The organism is Arthrobacter sp. ZGTC131, assembly GCF_002929275.1.
In the GTDB taxonomy this organism is placed as follows: Bacteria; Actinomycetota; Actinomycetes; order Actinomycetales; family Micrococcaceae; genus Arthrobacter.
In genome coordinates, this window is sequence record NZ_PJIK01000021.1 from 1 (window position 1) to 18,496 (window position 18,496).

At 63.8% G+C, this 18,496-nt stretch carries 23 protein-coding genes and 1 tRNA gene; 9 read left to right on the forward strand and 15 right to left on the reverse strand.

All coding sequences use genetic code 11. The features are described 5' to 3' along the window. Nucleotides 1-134 precede the first annotated feature (134 nt). Genes ettA through CXQ90_RS19505 form a run of 3 tightly spaced genes read right to left on the reverse strand, consistent with a single transcriptional unit; the run spans nucleotide 135 to nucleotide 3,008 of the window. The gene (gene ettA / locus CXQ90_RS19490; RefSeq protein ID WP_104141010.1) at nucleotides 135-1,817 is read right to left on the reverse strand and encodes an energy-dependent translational throttle protein EttA; all 1,683 of its coding nucleotides are present in this window, start codon (nucleotides 1,815-1,817) and stop codon (nucleotides 135-137) included. A gap of 43 nt (nucleotides 1,818-1,860) precedes the next feature. Next, complete coding sequence (locus tag CXQ90_RS23075; RefSeq protein WP_258064620.1) at nucleotides 1,861-2,394, reverse strand: hypothetical protein; 534 nt, start codon at nucleotides 2,392-2,394, stop codon at nucleotides 1,861-1,863. Nucleotides 2,395-2,450: 56 nt separating this feature from the next. Beyond that, on the reverse strand, nucleotides 2,451-3,008 hold the full coding sequence (locus CXQ90_RS19505) for a single-stranded DNA-binding protein (protein ID WP_104141013.1): 558 nt from the start codon (nucleotides 3,006-3,008) through the stop codon (nucleotides 2,451-2,453). A 212-nt stretch (nucleotides 3,009-3,220) separates the two neighbouring features. Here CXQ90_RS19505 and CXQ90_RS19510 point away from each other — a divergent pair. Further along, nucleotides 3,221-3,293, forward strand: a tRNA-Arg gene (locus CXQ90_RS19510). A 490-nt stretch (nucleotides 3,294-3,783) separates the two neighbouring features. Here the strand turns inward: CXQ90_RS19510 and CXQ90_RS19515 are convergent. Then, nucleotides 3,784-4,260, reverse strand: a complete 477-nt coding sequence (locus CXQ90_RS19515) for a hypothetical protein (RefSeq protein WP_104141014.1) — start codon at nucleotides 4,258-4,260, stop codon at nucleotides 3,784-3,786. Next, nucleotides 4,257-5,282, reverse strand: a complete 1,026-nt coding sequence (locus CXQ90_RS19520) for a site-specific integrase (RefSeq protein WP_181038637.1) — start codon at nucleotides 5,280-5,282, stop codon at nucleotides 4,257-4,259. The genes CXQ90_RS19515 and CXQ90_RS19520 overlap by 4 nt, the downstream gene beginning before the upstream one ends. Here CXQ90_RS19520 and CXQ90_RS19525 point away from each other — a divergent pair. After that, nucleotides 5,268-5,831 (forward strand): hypothetical protein, encoded by a 564-nt coding sequence (locus CXQ90_RS19525; RefSeq protein WP_181038638.1) that lies wholly within the window; start codon nucleotides 5,268-5,270, stop codon nucleotides 5,829-5,831. The two genes, CXQ90_RS19520 and CXQ90_RS19525, sit on opposite strands and share 15 nt — an antisense overlap. 115 nt (nucleotides 5,832-5,946) lie before the next feature. Here the strand turns inward: CXQ90_RS19525 and CXQ90_RS22510 are convergent, their stop codons facing one another. After that, a complete protein-coding gene (locus CXQ90_RS22510) occupies nucleotides 5,947-6,123 on the reverse strand; it encodes a hypothetical protein (protein ID WP_181038639.1) in 177 nt (58 codons plus the stop codon). Nucleotides 6,124-6,263: 140 nt separating this feature from the next. Here CXQ90_RS22510 and CXQ90_RS19530 point away from each other — a divergent pair, with 140 nt between their 5' ends. Beyond that, the gene (locus CXQ90_RS19530) at nucleotides 6,264-6,719 is read left to right on the forward strand and encodes a helix-turn-helix transcriptional regulator (protein ID WP_181038640.1); all 456 of its coding nucleotides are present in this window, start codon (nucleotides 6,264-6,266) and stop codon (nucleotides 6,717-6,719) included. A gap of 743 nt (nucleotides 6,720-7,462) precedes the next feature. Here CXQ90_RS19530 and CXQ90_RS19535 read toward each other — a convergent pair. The 3 genes from CXQ90_RS19535 to CXQ90_RS22215 form a co-directional block, all read right to left on the reverse strand. Continuing rightward, nucleotides 7,463-8,305 (reverse strand): hypothetical protein, encoded by an 843-nt coding sequence (locus CXQ90_RS19535; protein WP_104141018.1) that lies wholly within the window; start codon nucleotides 8,303-8,305, stop codon nucleotides 7,463-7,465. 72 nt (nucleotides 8,306-8,377) lie between these two features. Then, nucleotides 8,378-8,641, reverse strand: coding sequence for an excisionase family DNA-binding protein (locus CXQ90_RS19540; protein WP_258064621.1), 264 nt, complete (start codon nucleotides 8,639-8,641; stop codon nucleotides 8,378-8,380). Continuing rightward, nucleotides 8,626-9,168 carry a hypothetical protein gene (locus CXQ90_RS22215; protein WP_219816718.1) on the reverse strand — a complete coding sequence of 181 codons (543 nt, stop codon included), beginning with the start codon at nucleotides 9,166-9,168 and terminating at the stop codon, nucleotides 8,626-8,628. Before CXQ90_RS22215 ends, CXQ90_RS19540 begins: the two co-directional genes overlap by 16 nt. A gap of 190 nt (nucleotides 9,169-9,358) precedes the next feature. Between CXQ90_RS22215 and CXQ90_RS19545 the strand changes: the two genes are divergently transcribed. Next, nucleotides 9,359-9,715, forward strand: a complete 357-nt coding sequence (locus CXQ90_RS19545) for a hypothetical protein (protein ID WP_146068941.1) — start codon at nucleotides 9,359-9,361, stop codon at nucleotides 9,713-9,715. 85 nt (nucleotides 9,716-9,800) lie between these two features. Here the strand turns inward: CXQ90_RS19545 and CXQ90_RS19550 are convergent, their stop codons facing one another. Next, nucleotides 9,801-10,070, reverse strand: coding sequence for a DUF6221 family protein (locus CXQ90_RS19550; protein WP_104141021.1), 270 nt, complete (start codon nucleotides 10,068-10,070; stop codon nucleotides 9,801-9,803). Between the two features lie 169 nt (nucleotides 10,071-10,239). Here CXQ90_RS19550 and CXQ90_RS22515 point away from each other — a divergent pair, with 169 nt between their 5' ends. After that, the gene (locus CXQ90_RS22515; RefSeq protein WP_219816720.1) at nucleotides 10,240-10,698 is read left to right on the forward strand and encodes a helix-turn-helix domain-containing protein; all 459 of its coding nucleotides are present in this window, start codon (nucleotides 10,240-10,242) and stop codon (nucleotides 10,696-10,698) included. A gap of 113 nt (nucleotides 10,699-10,811) precedes the next feature. Here the strand turns inward: CXQ90_RS22515 and CXQ90_RS23255 are convergent, their stop codons facing one another. Further along, the gene (locus CXQ90_RS23255) at nucleotides 10,812-11,054 is read right to left on the reverse strand and encodes a helix-turn-helix domain-containing protein (RefSeq protein WP_104141022.1); all 243 of its coding nucleotides are present in this window, start codon (nucleotides 11,052-11,054) and stop codon (nucleotides 10,812-10,814) included. A gap of 86 nt (nucleotides 11,055-11,140) precedes the next feature. Between CXQ90_RS23255 and CXQ90_RS19565 the strand changes: the two genes are divergently transcribed. Together CXQ90_RS19565 and CXQ90_RS19570 are read left to right on the forward strand one after the other, a co-directional pair. Next, complete coding sequence (locus CXQ90_RS19565) at nucleotides 11,141-11,689, forward strand: helix-turn-helix domain-containing protein (RefSeq protein ID WP_146068942.1); 549 nt, start codon at nucleotides 11,141-11,143, stop codon at nucleotides 11,687-11,689. Between the two features lie 441 nt (nucleotides 11,690-12,130). After that, nucleotides 12,131-12,592, forward strand: coding sequence for a lipopolysaccharide assembly LapA domain-containing protein (locus tag CXQ90_RS19570; RefSeq protein ID WP_104141024.1), 462 nt, complete (start codon nucleotides 12,131-12,133; stop codon nucleotides 12,590-12,592). A gap of 68 nt (nucleotides 12,593-12,660) precedes the next feature. Here the strand turns inward: CXQ90_RS19570 and CXQ90_RS19575 are convergent, their stop codons facing one another. The 4 genes from CXQ90_RS19575 to CXQ90_RS19590 all read right to left on the reverse strand — a co-directional run bounded on the left by CXQ90_RS19575 (nucleotide 12,661) and on the right by CXQ90_RS19590 (nucleotide 16,473). Next, the gene (locus tag CXQ90_RS19575; RefSeq protein ID WP_104141025.1) at nucleotides 12,661-13,092 is read right to left on the reverse strand and encodes an SRPBCC domain-containing protein; all 432 of its coding nucleotides are present in this window, start codon (nucleotides 13,090-13,092) and stop codon (nucleotides 12,661-12,663) included. Between the two features lie 143 nt (nucleotides 13,093-13,235). After that, nucleotides 13,236-14,093, reverse strand: a complete 858-nt coding sequence (locus tag CXQ90_RS19580; protein WP_104141026.1) for a sugar phosphate isomerase/epimerase — start codon at nucleotides 14,091-14,093, stop codon at nucleotides 13,236-13,238. After that, nucleotides 14,090-15,304: a dihydrodipicolinate synthase family protein gene (locus CXQ90_RS19585; RefSeq protein ID WP_104141027.1), complete on the reverse strand. Its 1,215-nt coding sequence runs from the start codon at nucleotides 15,302-15,304 to the stop codon at nucleotides 14,090-14,092. Before CXQ90_RS19585 ends, CXQ90_RS19580 begins: the two co-directional genes overlap by 4 nt. Beyond that, nucleotides 15,304-16,473 carry a Gfo/Idh/MocA family protein gene (locus tag CXQ90_RS19590; protein ID WP_104141028.1) on the reverse strand — a complete coding sequence of 390 codons (1,170 nt, stop codon included), beginning with the start codon at nucleotides 16,471-16,473 and terminating at the stop codon, nucleotides 15,304-15,306. The genes CXQ90_RS19585 and CXQ90_RS19590 overlap by 1 nt, the downstream gene beginning before the upstream one ends. Nucleotides 16,474-16,667: 194 nt before the next feature. On the opposite strand from CXQ90_RS19590, the gene CXQ90_RS19595 reads away from it, so the two are divergent. Beyond that, complete coding sequence (locus tag CXQ90_RS19595) at nucleotides 16,668-17,747, forward strand: LacI family DNA-binding transcriptional regulator (RefSeq protein ID WP_104141057.1); 1,080 nt, start codon at nucleotides 16,668-16,670, stop codon at nucleotides 17,745-17,747. Between the two features lie 54 nt (nucleotides 17,748-17,801). After that, entirely contained in the window at nucleotides 17,802-18,491 is a 690-nt protein-coding gene (locus tag CXQ90_RS19600; protein WP_258064622.1) for a GNAT family N-acetyltransferase, read from the forward strand. The last annotated feature ends 5 nt before the right edge of the window (nucleotides 18,492-18,496 follow it).

The following is an 18,496-nucleotide window of genomic DNA, read 5'->3' on the forward strand; positions in this document are numbered from 1 at the left end:
CCGCGGCTTCGCGCTGCTCCTCAGACAACGAACTGCCCTTAAACCTGAAACTGCTCCCCGAAAGTTAGAACTGAATTTTCAGTCCAACTTTCGGGGAGCAGTTCACTGCGGGGAACCGGCCTTGGCTGTGGAACTTAGTCGCGGGTCAGGCGGCGGTGCGTGACGCGGTGGGGCTTGGCGGCGTCGGGGCCGAGGCGCTCCACCTTGTTCTCCTCGTAGGATTCGAAGTTGCCTTCGAACCAGTACCACTTCGAGGGGTTCTCGTCGTCGCCTTCGTAGGCGAGGATGTGAGTGGCCACCCGGTCGAGGAACCAGCGGTCGTGCGAGACCACTACGGCGCAGCCCGGGAACTCGAGCAGCGCGTTTTCGAGGCTGCTGAGGGTCTCGACGTCGAGGTCGTTGGTGGGTTCGTCGAGGAGCAGCAGGTTGCCGCCCTGCTTGAGGGTCAGGGCGAGGTTCAGGCGGTTGCGCTCACCGCCGGAGAGCACGCCTGCCTTCTTCTGCTGGTCCGGTCCCTTGAAGCCGAAGGCTGCGACATAGGCGCGGGACGGCATCTCGACGTGGCCCACCTGGATGTAGTCGAGGCCGTCCGAGACGACCTCCCACAGGGTCTTGTTGGGGTCGATGCCGCCGCGGCTCTGGTCCGCGTAGGAGATCTTGACCGAGTCGCCGATCTTCAGTTCGCCGCCGTCGAGGGGCTCGAGCCCCACGATGGTCTTGAACAGGGTGGACTTGCCGACGCCGTTGGGGCCGATGACTCCGACGATGCCGTTGCGGGGAAGGGAGAAGGACAGGCCCTCGATCAGGGTGCGGTCGTCGAAGCCCTTCTGCAGGTTCTTGGCCTCCAGGACCAGTCCGCCCAGGCGGGGACCCGGCGGGATCTGGATTTCTTCGAAGTCCAGCTTGCGGGTCCGGTCAGCCTCGGCTGCCATCTCCTCGTAGCGTGCCAGACGCGCCTTGGACTTGGTCTGCCGGCCCTTGGCGTTGGAGCGCACCCATTCCAGTTCTTCGGTGAGCCGCTTGGCCTGCTTGGCGTCCTTCTTGCCCTGGATTTCCAGGCGGGCACGCTTCTTCTCCAGGTACGTGGAGTAGTTGCCTTCGTAGGGGTACAGGTGGCCGCGGTCCACTTCCGCGATCCATTCCGCGACGTGGTCGAGGAAGTACCGGTCGTGGGTGACGGCGAGCACGGCGCCTGCGTAGTTGGACAGGTGCTGTTCCAGCCACAGCACGCTCTCGGCGTCGAGGTGGTTGGTTGGCTCGTCGAGCAGCAGCAGGTCCGGCTTCTGGAGCAGGAGCTTGCAGAGTGCGACGCGGCGGCGCTCACCGCCGGAAAGGAGGGTGACGTCGGCATCGGCCGGCGGGCACCGGAGGGCGTCCATGGCTTGCTCAAGCTGGGAATCGAGGTCCCAGGCGTCTGCGGCGTCGATGGCTTCCTGCAGCTGGCCCATTTCCTCCAGGAGGGAGTCGTAGTCAGCGTCGGGGTTGGCCATCTCTTCGGAGATCTCGTTGAAGCGCTGGATCTTGCCGTAGATCTCGCCAACGCCCTCCTGGACGTTGCCTAGGACAGTCTTTTCCTCGTTGAGCGGCGGCTCCTGGAGCAGGATGCCCACGGTGTAGCCGGGGCTTAGCCGGGCTTCGCCGTTGGAGGGCGTGTCCAGGCCTGCCATGATCTTCAGAATGGTGGACTTACCGGCACCGTTGGGGCCAACAACGCCGATCTTGGCGCCCGGGAAGAAGGACATGCTTACGTCGTCGAGAATAAGTTTTTCGCCAACAGCCTTACGGGCCTTGGTCATTGTGTAGATAAATTCCGCCATGGTTCCAAATCTAGTGGGTTGGCGGGCATATCTCACATTCGCGTCAGGCGGGAGCTCCCACGAAGCACTTGCCGTTCGACAGCACCGGCAGCACGGTCATGGAGACTTTGCCTTCGCGGATCTGCCCCACCACGCAGTCGTTGCCCTGTACTGACGCGGCCTCAATGGAATCCACCTCCAAGCCGGTGGGCGTGCGGCCTGCGGAGACCTCGAGGCTGCGGGCCGGAACACCGGCGGCCGTCAGGGCCGACGTGATCTGCTCCGTTCCGGGTTTCGGGTTGCCTGCCGTGAGGCTTCCGAGGGCGCCGGCCATGGTCTGCTGCAGCCGGGCCGTCGCGGAGGCCGCCGTCGCCTGCGCCGCCGCCGAAGACGCGGGCGGCGCGGGAGTTGTGGCGGAAGACGCATCCGACGACGCACCGCCTGAAGCTGCGGAATCCGGCCCGGGCTGTTGGCCGGCGCCCGAACTGCACGCGGCCAGCGATGACAGCAGCAGCACGGCGAGCGCTAACCGGCCCGACATCCTGCCGGCATAGCCGCTTGATCCGGATTTTGTTTGAGGTGTCATCGCTCGCGTCACGCTGCCATTCTGCCATGCGGCACCGCGGGGGTGACGGTGCCGCATGCCACCTCCCGTCAGGCTGCCGCCCCCGTGAGCTCTCCGGTTTCGGCGTCCAGCTGCAGGGTGTCACCTGTGGCGTCGATGAAGATGTCCGCTGCCTCTGAGTCCTCTTCCCCCTCCCCGTCATCCTCCTGGCCGCGCCCGGACGGATCGGATTCTTGTCCCTCGGCATCCCCGGCCGTTCCGTCCACAGCCACGGCGGGCTGGGGAGTGTTGCCGGCTGTCCGGGTGAAGTTTGCGGAGCCCCACATGAGGTCGTGACCCACGGACTCGGCATCGATTTCGGCCACGTGGTAGATCCGGCCGTCTTTCTCCCAGCTGCGCATCTTCAGCCGACCGACGATGATGACGCGCTGGCCCTTCTTGATGCTGCAGCCGATGTTCCCCGCCAGTTGCCGGTATCCCTGCACGGTGAACCAGTTGGTGTTTCCATCCACCCACGTGTTGGATGCGCGGTCGAACCGCCGGTCGGTCGACCCGAGGCGGAAGGAGGCGGTGGCAACACCGCCGGGGGTGGTGGAGCTTCTGATCTCCGAGGCAACGAAGCCGCGGACGGTGATGTTGTCAGTCATCTTGGTGTCCTGTCTCGAATTGTCTTGCCCTAGCAGGCACTCCAAGCATCGACCGGCCACGAGCGGACTGGGAGAGCCAACGTGAGCTATGTGCAAAACTCGGTCAGGGGACGCGGTGTGGAGGACATGTGAAACGGCCGTGGCCCGTGACGCCGTCCGGGGCAAGTCAATGTAGACTTTTTTAGGCGCCTGGAACCTGCCGGGCAGCCACTGCCCCAGTAGCTCAGGGGATAGAGCAGCGGCCTTCTAATCCGCCGGTCGGGGGTTCGATTCCCTCCTGGGGCACGGTAAAAAGCGGTCCTGACCTGCGAAAACGCAAGTCAGGACCGCTTCTTCTTTTAGCCGAGTAGCGGCCGATCCACCGCTTACCCACCGCTTTCATGTGGGCCATTCACCGACCGGCTTGCTTCGTGAAGTGCTTTGACGGCTTTTTCTTTCGCACGCAACTCATGCCTTTGCCGGAATCGATAGTCGTAAACCCAGAGCGGTAGTGGCAGGTCTTGCCTGATCCGTCCACTTGCAATCTCGTGGCGTGCTTTCCACCGGCGAAGAGGCCGCCACCAGGGAATATCAATCCGGTCGTGGTTCTGGGCCTACCTCCACCTGCCCCATCGGATATCAACCGCCCACCACTTCGGCGCCAGACCGAATGACCGCCGCTCACCATGCGTCTTCCAACGGTAATGCCAATGGGCTCGCACGGCCCAGAACGGCATGTCCACAAGGTCTAGCGGATGCGGAACGCGCCACGGGCGATTGAAGGGCTTTATGACTTTCAGGACGCCGGAGGGCTCGCGGTTCCAGCGCGTCCCGCGGCTGTCAGTAAAAACAACATCGAGTCGCGGTAGTCGAAGGCTGTGCGGTGACTCGATACCCCAGCGCAGTCCATCTCGGTCTCGCCGTCCGGCAGTAAGTACTCGGCCGCACCCCTCACGTCTCCTCCAATGAGTGATATTGGCCTGAACCCGAATTTGACGTCATAAATTACCTCAGAAGAGGTGTTCTTCACATAACCCTTTGGGTAGGTAGTCATTGGCTGCTTAACCGGTCGATTTTCGTCGTCGATTTCTACCCACGACCTGACTCCTCGCACCTCTCCGCGCCGGCGCTCAACGTACTCGTGTCGGAAAACAACCAGGGCAGCTATCAGCGCCCCGACCGTTCCGACAGCCGCGAACAACTGAGCCCACATCTCGACGAAATGCATGTCAGGGTCGGTCATATCGGTCAGCTTGGTCAGCTTGGTCATCATAGGGAGCCAACCTCTCTACCAAAGGACTGCAGAAGTGCCGTCATATCCGGCGCCTGATGCGTCTTCTGAACGTAGTGCCGGCTGGTGATCTGCTCGTTGGAGTGCCCAGGCTGCGCGGACGCCGACGCCATTCCTTCCGAGTTCGCCAGCAAAGTTCCCACCGACTTCCGAAACGTGTGCGGTGTAACCCATTGGAAGCCGATGTCGTCGCGGGCTGACCGCCACTGCTTACGGAAGTTTCCCGGGTCCCTGAGCGTGCCGGTTGAGGAAGGGAAGACCACATCCCACGGGTTAGCTTCGAGCTGCTGCACTTGCCGCCGCAGGAGCATCTCCACCGCGAACGCCGGGAGGAAGTACCGCTGGCGAGAGTTCGTGGACTTCGGATGCTCCTGAATCGTCATCCCCTCCCCTGATACATAGATGACCGTCCCAGTGACTGTGAGCGTCGGCCGCTCGGCCCTCAGGTCCACGTCCTTCCACCGGAGTGCCAAGGCCTCTCCAATTCGGGCGCCGGTCGCTAGCATCACGTCTACGACGTCGAGCAGATCATTCGGACGCTTTCGGCCGCGGGGGCTGGAATCGAGCTGCCAACGGTGCAAGCCGGAGCGGAGGGCGCCCGCCTCTTCAACGGTCAGTGCCCGTACCTCCTTGCGGGAGGCGGGGACTTTGGCGACATCCCGCAGCGGGTTGGCGCCGACGGCATCGTGCCGGGCTGCGAGTCCCAGCATGGCTGACAGGACAGTCTTGGCAAGCTTCGCGGACGCCGCCCCATGCTTGGCTGTTGTTGCCTTCAGGAAGCGGTCCAGACGGGACACCGTAGCTTCTCGGATTGTCAGCCCACCCACGCCGGGGCAGACGTAGGAGTCAAGCACTTCCCGGTATCGGCGCTGGGTGTTGATCGCTCTGCCCTGGTCCAAGAACTCAAGCCACCAGATCTCCCCCAGCTTGTTCAGACGGGTGTCCGGTGTGATGTCATCCCCGACCAGATCGACGTGGGTTCCTACTACATGACCACGCCGCAACTCCGCACCATGCAGGAGTTCAGCGGCTGGGACATCGCCGCGCATGCCTACACCACCACCAACCACAACCGGGCCGGCGCGTACACGGCAATCACGGACAGTGAACTAGACACTGAGCTCCGGCTGCTCCGGGAATGGTTGACCGCCAAGGGCTTCAAGGGCGTGGACCATTTCGCCTACCCGCAGGGCCTGCTGAACCCGGCGACAGAAGCGATTGTCCAGCGCTACTTTGCCAGTGCTCGCTCAACGGCGCAGTTCCCGTTTGAGACGGTCCCGGTGTGCAACCCGCTTCGGCTCCGGGCACAGTCTCATTCGTCGCCGGGAACAACGCTGGCGGCGGCGAAGGCAAAGGTAGACGCGGCCTACGCAAACAAGTCTTGGGACATTCTGACACTGCACGACATCGTCCCGACCCCGCCGACCCCGGCAGGAACAACGCTCGTGCAGTGGGACACGTCCAGCTTCCAGCAGCTCGTGGACTACATCGCCGCTAAGGGCATTGCTGTGGAGAACGTCGGGACGGTCCTGGCTAAGACCCAGGCCACGTAACTGAATCACTGAAGAACCCCCGCCAGCCACGAAGGCTGGCGGGGGTTCGCGCAACAGACTCGTGCCAGTACGCCTAGGGCGTCACCGCCAACGCGGTCCTGTCAGTCGTTGATACTTAGGGCGTGCCGCCGTCAATGTGGTCCGGTGAGTTGCTGGCCGCACCCAGCAGAACCTTCAGGGTGTCCTCGTACTCCGCAGCGATAACCTGCGGAGTACGAGCATCCTGGCCGACGCCATCAATGGCGCGCTGGTATTCGAGAGTCAGATTCAGAAGCTTTTCCCCAGTAGTCATGACCCGAGTATAAGCGGTCCATAAGACCGGTTAAGTTCCCCAACCGGCGCGGCGTGGGTGTGGACGGTACGAGTAGTGTCGGCCCGGTTCCTATGCTGGACGATGACAGCAAATCCGAACACCGGAGTGGGGGACGCAAATTGAGCGACACGAGCGAGCTTGTGCAGAAGGATCTTGTGCGGCAACTGGGGATGTTGGCCAAGCAGAGGCGTGAAGAAATCGGCATTAGCAGGGACCTGTTGGCAAAGGAAGCAGGCATCGAGGCGAGGGCGACCATAGAGGACTTCGAGCACGGCAAACACCTACCGTCCGGCGACACCCAGCGAAAGCTTGAGAAGGCCCTCGGGTGGAGGCTAGGAGCAATCAAGGACGCAATGGGCATTACGGACCGCCAGGCCAGCACCATAACGATGGAGGAACTGGACGCCGAGGACAGCCAGTACCTGGCCTCACAAGGCGCGATCCCATCCTTGGCCCTTGTATCGGATGACGACCTACTGGCCGAGGTGGCACGCCGCTTCCGTCGCCAGCGAGGAGAACCCGTAAATCTAGGTAAGTCCGGCCTGCCCGTGGTCCTTGGTTACTGGAAGCGGTAGCCCGCCCAATTTGGGGGTTAGGGCGGGCTACCTAACCGTCGCCGCAGAATGCGTGCATCGTTGCGGCGACCGGCTGTATCGGAGTGTACGGACTGCAAATCAAGGAACGATCAACGTTTGCGCAGCTTTCCCTGCCCTTTTCAAGGTAGGAACCCCTCGTCGGCCAGAAGGCTGACGGGGATCAGTGCCAGCCGTGCGAGCTTGGCATTGGTGCCGGCGTTCATCAGGCGGTTAATTTCCTGTTAAGTGCCGGAACTAGTGCGATGGCCCGCTCATTCCCCACGAAGCGGAGCGGGCCACCTACCGAAGCTCTAACGACTACTAAGTGCCAGGACCACCACGACAACAGTGGCGAGAGCGAGGACGCTGAGACCCAAGTAAGCCGCCCAGCGCGGGCGGCTCCGGTGCGGGTTGATGTCTACGTACGGCACAGCTACTCCACCGGAGCCGCGGCAGGCAGCTTCTCGCAACCGCTGCGCCGGTTGAGGCTCCAGCGGAAGACAAAATGTGCGCAGAGCAATGACACCAGCAAAGCGCCCGTAAGGACAGCGAGGCCAACGATGTAACGGGTGAGATCCACAGCAGACTTACCTTTCAGTAACAAACCTGCTGATCCTAACCCAAGGCGGAGCTTATACCCAGTCAACCTCAAGGTTTCATCAAGTCTGCATCAAGGACAGCGAAAAACTCGGGTTTTGTTCCCCATCCGGCAGGCATCAAGCCTCAGGCACTTGGTCAGTCGCCTATGCCTCAACCAAAGAGTCGGAATTGTGGTCCTTAACCAGTGACTTCAGCACTTGGTGCTGGAAGACCGCAGCGTCCGGAGTCACGTCTGGAGCCAGCTGGACCACATCCGTACGAACGTACTCAAGGACCTGCCGGGCAGGGGTCGGCCTGAAACAAAGGTTCCACCCGTTTCCTCTGGGGTCGGCGACGGAGGTGTAGGACCACGCCTTATAGATGCCTTCCGGCAGATCCCAGAACTCTTTGGTGACCAGTTCCGGCGCAATGTATTTGTGGGTTTCGTCCGGGAAAGTCCTCTGAGTAAAGATGTCCTGCAGGAAGCCCATGATCGTGCGAAGCTTGCGCTCTCCTTTCAGGCTGAGCCCTGGCGGAACAAAGTCATCGCCCATCCTCACAGCATTGAACTGATTGATCACTCTGAATTCGCTCATGGCTAGGAGGTCGCCGGCTTTGGCCCTCAGCTCGAAGGCCGCAGTACTTGGCTCAGCCACTGATGTGTATAGAAGCGACTCCCCATCAGTGTTCAGCCGTCCTGGACCGACATACTGAGCAGGAGCGTTCCATGCGTCGGACTCGACTTTCATCTCATCGACGTCGGAAAGGTTGCGCGCCCGGAACAGTGGCGTTCCTTCGAGGATCGGGTGGGCCGAGATTGGTAGTGCAAACCGGCCGCCCTCTTGGGGCATCAGCACCCTGTAGAGCTCCTTGCGGATCTGCTCCCGGGATCGTGGCTTTCGAGACTGCGCTTCGTATCGAGCAATCCTTGCTTTCAGATTGGCCGGGTCGTGAAGAGCTAAGTAGTCCTCGAAGATCTTGAGATCGTGGTGAGAGGGCGTTGTCATTGTTTGCGTCCCTGGGAGTTGGTCATCTTGGCGTCGGAAACGGTCATATGCGTGCTGCTACAACGGATGGATTTAGGGCTCTTCTTCGTCGGGAAGCTCGCCGGCTTCGATCTTCGTTGCTGTTCGGCGGTACGCCTGGCTGATGTAGTCCTCGACGTCGGCAGCCCCGATGCGCCAAATCCCCCTGCCGCCGATCTGGAACCCGCGGAGCTCACGCACCTGCAGCAAGCTGCGGACCAGTGGCACTCCGACGTTCAACTCCTCCGCTACCTGCTCGATGGTGAGGAAACGCAGCGTTGGGCCAGCCTTCGAATCCATTCCTATGGCAGCTTCCACTCGAGGATTGTGTCGCTGTTGGTGTAGCGGACTTTGGTCATTTTCATTGAGGCTTGACCCTGGATGATGACCCAGCCCCGGACACAATCGCCCCAGTTCACTCGCTGTTCCACTGGATACCCGGGCTGTGCTCCCTCATGACTCCAGGTTGTTCTAGCTGCTTCGTATCGCCGGTCTTCAGCATCGAAGATCGCCCAAGGAGATGATCCAATAACCGGGGTCATGTCCGTCTCCGCTTCGGCTGGTTTCGACCCAACGCACACCTTCACATCGATCGCTTCTTGGTTCGGGTCCTGAGGCTCAACGTTCTTCTTGTGGGCGTACACAGTCATTGTGCTGCCCGATGAGGACGTGCCCGATTTGCCCAACGCCAACGGCGCTACGTCTTTAGCTACTGGGGTAGGCGTGGCGGTGACCGTAACGGCTGGCTGGGTGACGGTCACCGTCGGTGCGGGCTGGGCAGCCGGCGTTCCGCACCCGGCGAGCATTAGAGCAGCCACAGGCAGCAAGGCAGTCATCTTGTTCAAGGTTTCCCCCAATTACGATGGCAACAACTGGTTCTTGTCGCCGAGATGCTGGCACGTTATCACGCCCCGTGGTGGCGGGTGAAAGGTTGTCAGTGGCAGCGGCTAGGTTTCGTTCGTGGTGAAACAGGACGTTGAAGCGCTAGGTTGGCTGCTCGAGAACAGGGGTAGGCGGCGCTCCTATACTGGGGCCATGCCGACGTTTACCCTCGCCGGCGTCCAGTACGACTATGTGGACGCGAAGCTGACGGGCGACCTCGAGGAAATTCATTCCTGGGAGTACGGGAAATGGCCTCGGGTTGAGGCGGCGGTTCCCCTCGTTACTGGCGGGACTGTCAACGTTCATGCTCTCGCGTCGCGTTGGGGGCATGGCCTCATCCGTGTCGGTTGGAAGGATGGCAGCGGGGGTCACTACTCAGCGTGGATCCCCGCGGCGAACGTGCGTCGCATGACGGCCTCGGAGTGGGACATCATCCAGTTCCATGCCACGCCGGAGAATCTGCGCATGATCCAGTGGGGCGACAGGCTCCCCGGGTTCCTCTCCGAGTAGCGCAAATTCAAAGGATTGTGGGGTCCATGGGCCCCCACCCACTCGCCGCTTCTCGCCTCGGGGTAGGGAACTTTGATCGTTGGGCTCATGGCCGCCAGTCTTCGTTGTAGTCGGGGTGGCCCGCGTAGACCTCGGCGATGATGAAGAGGAATTTCTCCATGTAGTCCTGGTCGCCAGCGGGTTCGCAGTTCCAGTCGATGCGTTCGTGGTGGGCGATGATCTTCCGTTTCGCCTTGCACTCGGCGAAGGCGCGCAGATCAGCCGTTGCTTCGGCCATGCCGAGGTCTTCGAGGGCCCGCCGCGCTTCTGCTTCGTCTTCGGCGATTCGCGCTTCGAGGAACTCAATGATGTCCATGGCTTCATCCTGCCATCCGGTCGCACTCCTGCACACGCCATCCAGGTCGCTCAGCCAGTGCCAGCGCTTCGGCCTCAGCCCGGGTCGCAGCTTCGCTGAACAAGCCCGGTCGCTGATGGCGGGCGTAGATCTTTAGCGCGGTCTTCCATCAACAGCTCAAAGGGGGCGGGTGAATACTACGATCCATGGCATGACGATTCAAAAGCTTGCCTACACCTTCGAGGAAGCAGCGGAGCAGTGCGGCTACTCCGTCGCAACCCTCAAGCGGGCCGTTGCTGATGGGAATCTTGCAGCCCGGTACGCGAACACCGAAGGCGCCATCCGGCACGAGGACCTGGCGGCATGGGTTGGACAACTTCCAACCAAGCCATCAACCGGAACAAGGACCGCCCAGCAGGAGCCAGGGCCAACAACCCCGCAGGGTCAGGCACCCCAGTTACCGATACCGAAACATGAGAACGAATGGTTTACGCCGGAAGAACTGGGCAAGCATTTACGAGTATCACCCGGGACACTCGGTAACTGGCGAACAAGCAAGACCGGTCGTGCCTTCGTCAGGGTCGGGGGAATGGTCCGATACCGTCGCGACGCAGTGGGAGCATGGATCGACTCCCAACCCTCGAAGTGAGCACGCTGGCTGGGCTCGCCTGGTCCTTGGCCGCCTCGCTAGTTCAGTCTCTTTCGCTATGAAGTCCACGGATCCTGCGTACTTGAAATGCGGGGTACGCACGTTCGCCACCCCTATTGTCTTTCACTGCTCTTCCGGAGCATCCTTCCGATGTTGTCCCGCCGTTCTTTGGTCCAAGGTTCGGGAGGCTCTGGAGTTGCGATGATGGCTTGGTAGTGCTCTTCCGTGAAGCGGTAAAGTCGCCCGATCCTGCAATGCGGCCATCTGTGGGATCGGCACATGCGGTGCACTGTCTCGACGGACACATTCAGCCTGGTTGCCAGCTCTGCCGCCGTAATAAGAAGGTCGCCCGCCATATGCAAAGAATAGGTCTACTCGCTCAGTTACTTGTGATGTCGCCAGGATAGTAATTGCCAAGTACCCGGCCGCCAGGAGCTCGAACGTGACGCCCGCGATCGAAGCTAGGATCGTCGGCATGAACGTGGATCCGGCGCCCATCGAAAAGTCCAAGCTCGCGTACAACCTCGAAGAGGCAGCCCAAGCCACCGGCTACAGCGTCACCACGTTTCGCACGGCCATACGTCGCCACGACCTCTTAGCCCGATATGCCAACTCCAAGCCGATCATTCTGGCCGATGAACTTCAGGACTGGCTGAGATCCCTTCCCACGGAGCCGAAAGGCGGACACCGGCCACTCAGCCAGTACGCGGAAGTGGCAGAAGGATGGCCCGGCCCGCCAGAAGAACGTCAGCGCACGCCTCCAGCGCCGGCAAAAGCACTGTTCCGGACGCCCGAGGAAGTCGCCCCAGAGCTCGGCATCAGCAAGTCTGCCCTGCGCAATTACTGCAGAATCTCCGGCATTCATTCACGCGTCGGCAAGCGGTTGATGCTACATGAGGATGACATCACCCGACTTGTGCACTGGATCCGCCAGAGCCAGGAGAAGACCGGTCAGTGGTGGAAGGAACCAGAGCGTGATCCGTTCGCATAGCCTTCCTCACCCACCACTTACCCACCGGAAACAACGATTATCAACGACCACTGTTGAAAGTCAATGGCCGCACTTCCGTGAGATTTGCGCGGAATCTAGGGCATATCGAACGAAGACGAATAGTGACGAAAACCAGCATCCCCTAATCCGCCGGTCGGGGGTTCGATTCCCTCCTGGGGCACCGTGCGGTGAGTCGGGACATCCTTCACGGATGAGTCGGGTCATCGGTGACACCCCGGTCTTCGGACCGGGGTGTTTTTCCTTGTCCACGGCGGCACGGCGCCAACCGTTGCCGCTCCGCCCGACACGCGCCCCACATAATGAAAAGCATACTTACTATAAGCCCGAAGCGTGCCTATGATCGGAGTGGGCGCCGGCACAGTGATGTGGCGCCGGCGCCCACACCCCCGCCGCGGGGGCCATCGGAAAGGATTCACCGGCATGACGCAGAATCGATCTGAGCACGAACCGTTCGATCAGGAACCATCGCCGCCGGCGCAGGCCTCCGGGCAGAACGCGCCCCTGCCCGGGGAAGGCCGGACCCCGTCGGCCGGTGACGCCCAAACCCGGCCCGGCACCGCTTCCCTTCCCGGCTACGACGGCGGCACCGCTCCGGCGGCCGGAACCGAACCCAAGCGTCCGGTCACCCGGGCCGGAATGATCTGGGCCGCCGTCGCGTCGGCTCTGGCGGTCCTTGTGCTGCTGATCGTCTTCATCCTGCAGAACCAGGAACTGGTCCAGGTGAAGTTCTTCGGGCTGGAAGGGGCCGTGGCCTTGGGCATCGCACTCTTCATCGCCGCGGTCGGCGGCGGCGTGCTTGTGGCAATGGCCGGCGCCGCAAGGATCATCCAGCTCCGTGCCGCTGACCACCGCCGGCGTGCATCGGCCGCACGCCGGCGCTGAAACAAGCAACTAGCCGAGCATGCCGACGCCGGGAGGCCCGGCGCGGGACCGCCCGCCTCTCCGCCGGGTCAGCGCTCCAGATGCTCCTTGAGGTTGCCGAGCACCAGGTCCCACAGTTTGGAAGATTCTTCCGCCTCGGCGTCGTCCCTGTTATTACCCTGAACGATGGTGACTGCAGTGCCTTCAACCCTTGGGGACAGGCGGTACTCCACCGTGTGATAGTTCTCGGGGACATCGGGGAGACCGCTGAGCGGACTGTAGTGGCTGATGCGAAGCAGCACATTCGGCCTGCTCTCCAGAACGGTGCCCTTGTCCTCGTATGCCTTCCCCTTCCACTCCCCGGCGAACGTCACCGGGTCGCCCTCGCGCCACGTCGAGGTGACGCTGGTGCCGAGGAAGTACTCTTTGACTTCGGCTGGGTCGGTGAGTGCCTTCCAGACCCTTGACGGCGATACCGCCACTATTACGGACGAGACGGCGTCCTTGCCCTGGCGATTCATCGGCCTGCCCTCCTCAGCAGCGCTTGCGTGCGTGAGCATCACCCTACGCGCCGGGGAGAGTGCAGGTAAGGGGACGGTCGGCGCCAACGCCGGCCCGGGCGCGCGGGCAGCGGCCTATCCGGTGCCGGCGCCCTGGCCGGTGTTCAGGCGAATGGCAGCACGAGGTCCGCATACCGTTCCTTCATCGCCGCGAGAACGGAGTCGCCGTCGGCGTCCCAGATGTCCCGGTTGAAGATTTCCACTTCGATGTCGCCGGTGTAGCCTGCGTCCCGGACCCAGGTACCGATCGTGGCGAAGTCAATGACGCCGTCGCCCATCATCCCCCGTGAGAGCAGCGCGTCCGCCGCGATGGGGAGGTTGAAGTCGCACACCTGGTACGAGGCGATCCGGCCCTCCCGGCCGGCCCGTTCGATCTGCGCCTTCAGGTCCGGGTCCCACCAGACATGGAAAGTGTCGACGGCGACGCCGACCGCCTTCGCGTCGTAGGGGCCCGCCAGATCGAGGGCCTGTCCCAGGGTGGAGATAAGGGCGCGGTCCGCGGCGTACATCGGGTGCAGCGGTTCCAGCACCAGCCGGACGCCGTTTTCGACGGCGAACGGGACCAGGTCTTCGAGGCGGTCGGCGACGCGCCGGCGGGCCGCCACCACGTCCTTCTCCCCCGGTGCCAGCCCGCCGACCACGAGGAACAGCTCCTGCGTCTCCAGCGCCACTGCCTCCAGGATGGCGGAGCGGTTGTCGGCGAGCGCCGCAGCCTGCCCGTCGGCGTCGGCGGCCGTCAGGAAGCCGCCGCGGCACAGCGACGAGACCCGGAGACCGGCGTCTTTGATCAGCCGTGCGGCCTTGTCGAGTCCGGCGTCGGCAACGATGTCCCGCCACGGGCCGATCGCGGGGATGCCGGCCCGGACGCAGCCGTCGACCGCCTCGGCCAGGGTCCATTTCTTGGTGGTGGCGCTGTTCAGGGACAGCCGTGAAAGAGGGGACGGCCCGGAGTTGGATGTCATACTCCCACCCCGTTGATGCGCAGGAAGTCGGACATCCGGAACGCCGCCAGGGCCGGATCCTTGAGCAGCCCGGCCTGGTCGGCGAGTTCGAAGGTCTTGGCCAGATGCACCACGGAGCGCCCGGAGTGCAGGCCGCCCACCATCTGGAAGCCCGGCTGCTTTCCGTTGAGCCAGGACATGAACGCGATGCCGGTCTTGTAGTAGAACGTGGGGGCGCTGAAGATGTGCTTGCCCAGCTCCCGTGTGGACTCCAGGATGGCGCGGGCCCGGACGGGGTCGCCGGCGTCGTAGCTTTGCAGCGCTGCCGACGCCGCCGGGTAGATGGCGGCGAAGATGCCCAGGAGGGCGTCCGAATGGTGTGCGCCGTCGCCGTCGATCAGTTCCGGGTAGTTGAAGTCATCGCCGGTGTAGAGCCGCACGCCGTCGGGGAGGGCCGCCCGCAACGCCACTTCGTGGCTGGCGTCGAGGAGTGAAACCTTGACGCCGTCCACCTTGTCCGCGTGCTCGCGGATCAGGGAGAGGAACGTGTCAGTGGCGGTGGAGACGTTCCCGGAGCCCCAGTAGCCGGCTAACGCAGGATCGAACATGGTGCCGAGCCAATGCAGGATGACCGGCCGGTCCGCTTCCTGCAGCAGCGTCGAGTAGACATGCAGGTAGTCATCCGCCCCGTCGGCTACCTTCGCCAGGGCGCGCGAGGCCATCAGGATAACCTTGGGCCCGGCCTCGGAAACGACGGCGACCTGCTCACGGTAAGCGTCCAGAACGGCCTTGACGCCGGCCTTTCCGGTAGGCAGCGAGCCGAGGTCCAGCTGGTCGGTGCCGGCCCCGCACGATACAAGGTCGCGGACGGATTTCCCTGCTGTGGCAGCGCCGCCGGCGGACACGACCGAGGCCGCTTCGACCCCCGTGCGCTTGATGAGCTGCTGGGTGGCCGCCCAGTCCAGGCCCATGCCGCGCTGGGCGGTGTCCATGGCATCTGCCACGCCAAGGCCATAGGACCAGAGCTCATGGCGGTAGGCCAGGGTGGCCTCCCAGTCGAGCCGTGCGGGGGCACCGGGAGTGTTGTCCGCGGTGACCTCCGGAATGACGTGGGCGGCCGCGTAGGCGCGCCGGGAGGTCAGCGGCGCGGCCGGCATGGCCCACGAAGTGGCGGAGCTGAGGCGGTACTCCCGCGTGCCGCCGTCGAAGGTGGGAAGAATCAGTGAAGTCATCAGAGCGTGATCTCCGGGATGTCGATGGTGCGGCGCTCGTCATTGGACTGCAGGCCGAGCTCGGCGAGCTGCACGCCGCGGGCTGCCGAAAGCAGGCCGAAACGGTGTTCGCGGCCGGCGACGACGTCGCGCAGGAATTCCTCCCACTGCAGCTTGAAGCCGTTGTCCAGTTCGGCGTTGGCGGGGACTTCCTGCCACTGGCTGCGGAAGGATTCGGAGACGGGCAGGTCCGGGTTCCACACCGGCTTGGGCGTGTGGGCGCGCTGCTGGGCCACGCACTTGTTCAGTCCGGCGACGGCGGAGCCGTGCGTGCCGTCGATCTGGAACTCCACCAGTTCGTCGCGGTAGACGCGCACTGCCCAGGAGGAGTTGATCTGGCCGATGACGTCATCGCCGCCCGGGGTTTCGAGCTCGAAGATGCCGTAGGAGGCGTCGTCGGCGGTGGCCTTGTACTCCTTGCCGGCCTCGTCCCATCGGGCGGGGATGTGGGTGGCGGTCTTGGCATTGACGCTCTTGATCTTCCCGATGATGCCTTCCAGGACGTAGTTCCAGTGGCAGAACATGTCCGTGGTCATGCCCCCGCCGTCTTCTTTGCGGTAGTTCCAGGACGGGCGCTGGGCCGCCTGGACGTCGCCTTCAAAGACCCAGTAGCCGAACTCGCCGCGGATGGAAAGGATGCGTCCGAAGAAGCCTTCATCCACGAGGCGGCGAAGCTTGACGAGGCCGGGCAGGTAGAGCTTGTCATGGACGACGCCTGCCGTTACTCCGGCTGCCCTGCCGATGCGGGCCAGCTCGATCGCCTCGTCCAGCGTCTCCGCCGTCGGCTTCTCGGTGAAGATGTGCTTGCCGGCGGACATGGCCTTCTTCAGCGTGGCCGCCCGGAGGCTGGTCATGGAGGCATCGAAGACGACGTCGACCGTGGGGTCGTTGATCACCGCGTCCAGGTCTGTGCTCCATTCCGAGACCTTGTGCTGCTCGGCGAGCTCGCGGATTTTGGCTTCGTTGCGGCCCACCAGGATCGGCTCGACCTGCACCCTGGTGCCGTCCTCGAGGGTGAAGCCGCCCGCATCACGGATGGGGAGGATGGACCGCAACAGGTGCTGGCGGTAGCCCATTCGCCCGGTGATGCCGTTCATGGCTATACGGATCGTCTTTGTTTCGAAGCCCATGTGTCCTCTTCATAGTCAGCGAGGCTTCACGTAGTCCTAAGCCCCGGATAAGTCGGGAAAGCGCATTCCCACCGCTCCCATGATGCCCATTTCCGGCCGGATTGGCAAGCGCTTTCCTCAGATCTCCGCAACTGCCATAATGTGAACGTTGCCGCAGCGGTCGAAGCTGCGCCGTCGAAGAAGAGGAGTTGTTTGTGGCTGCCAGCACGCTGACCGAGGTGGCCCGCCTGGCCGGGGTCTCCCCCGCCACCGCATCGCGCGTCCTCAATGGTTCGGCGCGGACGCCCGGGCCGGACATCGCGGAGCGCGTGCGGAATGCTGCCGAGTCACTGGGCTACATTCCAAACGCCCAGGCCCAGGGGCTCGCGAAGTCGAGTTCCGGGCTCCTCGGGCTGATCGTGCACGACATCGCCGACCCCTACTTCTCCGCCATCGCCCGCGGGGTGCAGGATGCCGCCCGCGAACAGGGCAAGATGGTTTTGCTGGCCACCACCGGCGGCACGCCTGCCGACGAGCGGGTGGCCGTGGCCGCGTTCGCCGCGCGAAGGGCCGACTCGATAGTGATTGCCGGGTCCCGCTCCACGCGCCCGGCGGACCAGGACGGCAACGCCGAGCTTGCGGCCGAACTGGACCGGTACTGCCGCAATGGCGGCCGGGTGGGCGTTGTGGGACATCCCGTCGTCGGAGCCTCAGCCTCCGAGGGTTACCACGTGGTTGCCGTTCCGAATGAAGAACTCGCTGCGGAACTGGCACGGCAGTTGGCGGCGAACCACGCCCAGGAGTTCGTGATCGTCGCCGGGCCGGAGGGACTCCTGACGTCCGATGACCGCGTTCGCGGCTTCCAGAAGGGACTGGCAGCCGCCGGAAAGCCGCCGGCGGAGGTCATGCACAGCGGCTTTGACCGCGCCGGAGGCTATGAGGCCGGCCAACTGCTGGCTGCCCGCATCAAGGCGGACCAGGCGTCGGGTGCGGCCTCTTCGCGGCCCTGCATCTTCGCGGTCAACGACGTCATGGCCATCGGCGCGGCCGCAGCACTGCGCTCGGAGGGGCTGCGGATTCCGCGCGACGCCTCGGTCGCCGGGTTCGACGACATCGAGACCCTGCGCGACTTCCGGCCGGCGCTGTCCACTGTGCGGCTTCCGCTGGAGGAGATCGGCCGGCTGGCTGCCCTGGGCACTGCCGGGAACTCAGCGGCCGACGTCAGCGCCGGTGCGGTGACGGGTCAGGTGACGCTTCGCCGGAGCACCGAGACACCCCCGCAGGTTGCCGCGTAACCGCAGCCGACGGCAGGCCTCGCCAGGCCCGATGGCCTGATCTAGGCTGTTGCCATGACACCGCCGGATGCCATGGGTCAGCCTGATAAGGACGCCGCAGGCGGCATCTCTACCGCCATAGCGGAATGGCCCGACGTCGAGCAGCTGTTCGGCGTCCGTGGCGAACCCTCACGGTGCTGGTGCCGGTTCTTCGCCCTGGCCGGGGCTGACTTTGCGGCGACGCCGCCTGCCGCCCGCAAGGCCCTGCTGAAAGACAGGTTCGACGGCGGCATGCCGGCTCCCGGCGTCCTCGCCTACCGGGATGGCACCCCGGTGGGCTGGTGTGCCGTTGAGCCGCGGGAGTGCTACCCGCGGATTCTGCGTTCACAGGTCCTCAAGGCCGCCGGCCCGGAGATAGCGGGCGCTGCCCGGCCCGGCCATGACTCCCCTGGCGAGGCCCCTGGAAAGTCATCCGGAGCAACCGGCGTGTGGTCCGTCAGCTGCTTCGTCGTCTCCCCCGACCACCGCCGCAGCGGAGTCGCGGCCGCCCTCCTGAGAGCCGCCGTCGGGCATGCAAAAGCCCACGGAGCGACAGTGGTGGAAGGCTATCCCGTGGACACCGCCAAACGGCCCAAGGCCGGCGCCCCGGATCTGTACCAGGGGACGCTCGGGCTCTTCCTGGACGCCGGCTTTGAGTTGGTCAGTGACGCCGTTCCGGGCCGGGCAGTGGTGCGCCTGAGGGTCGGACCGCACAGCTCCGGCTGACCGAG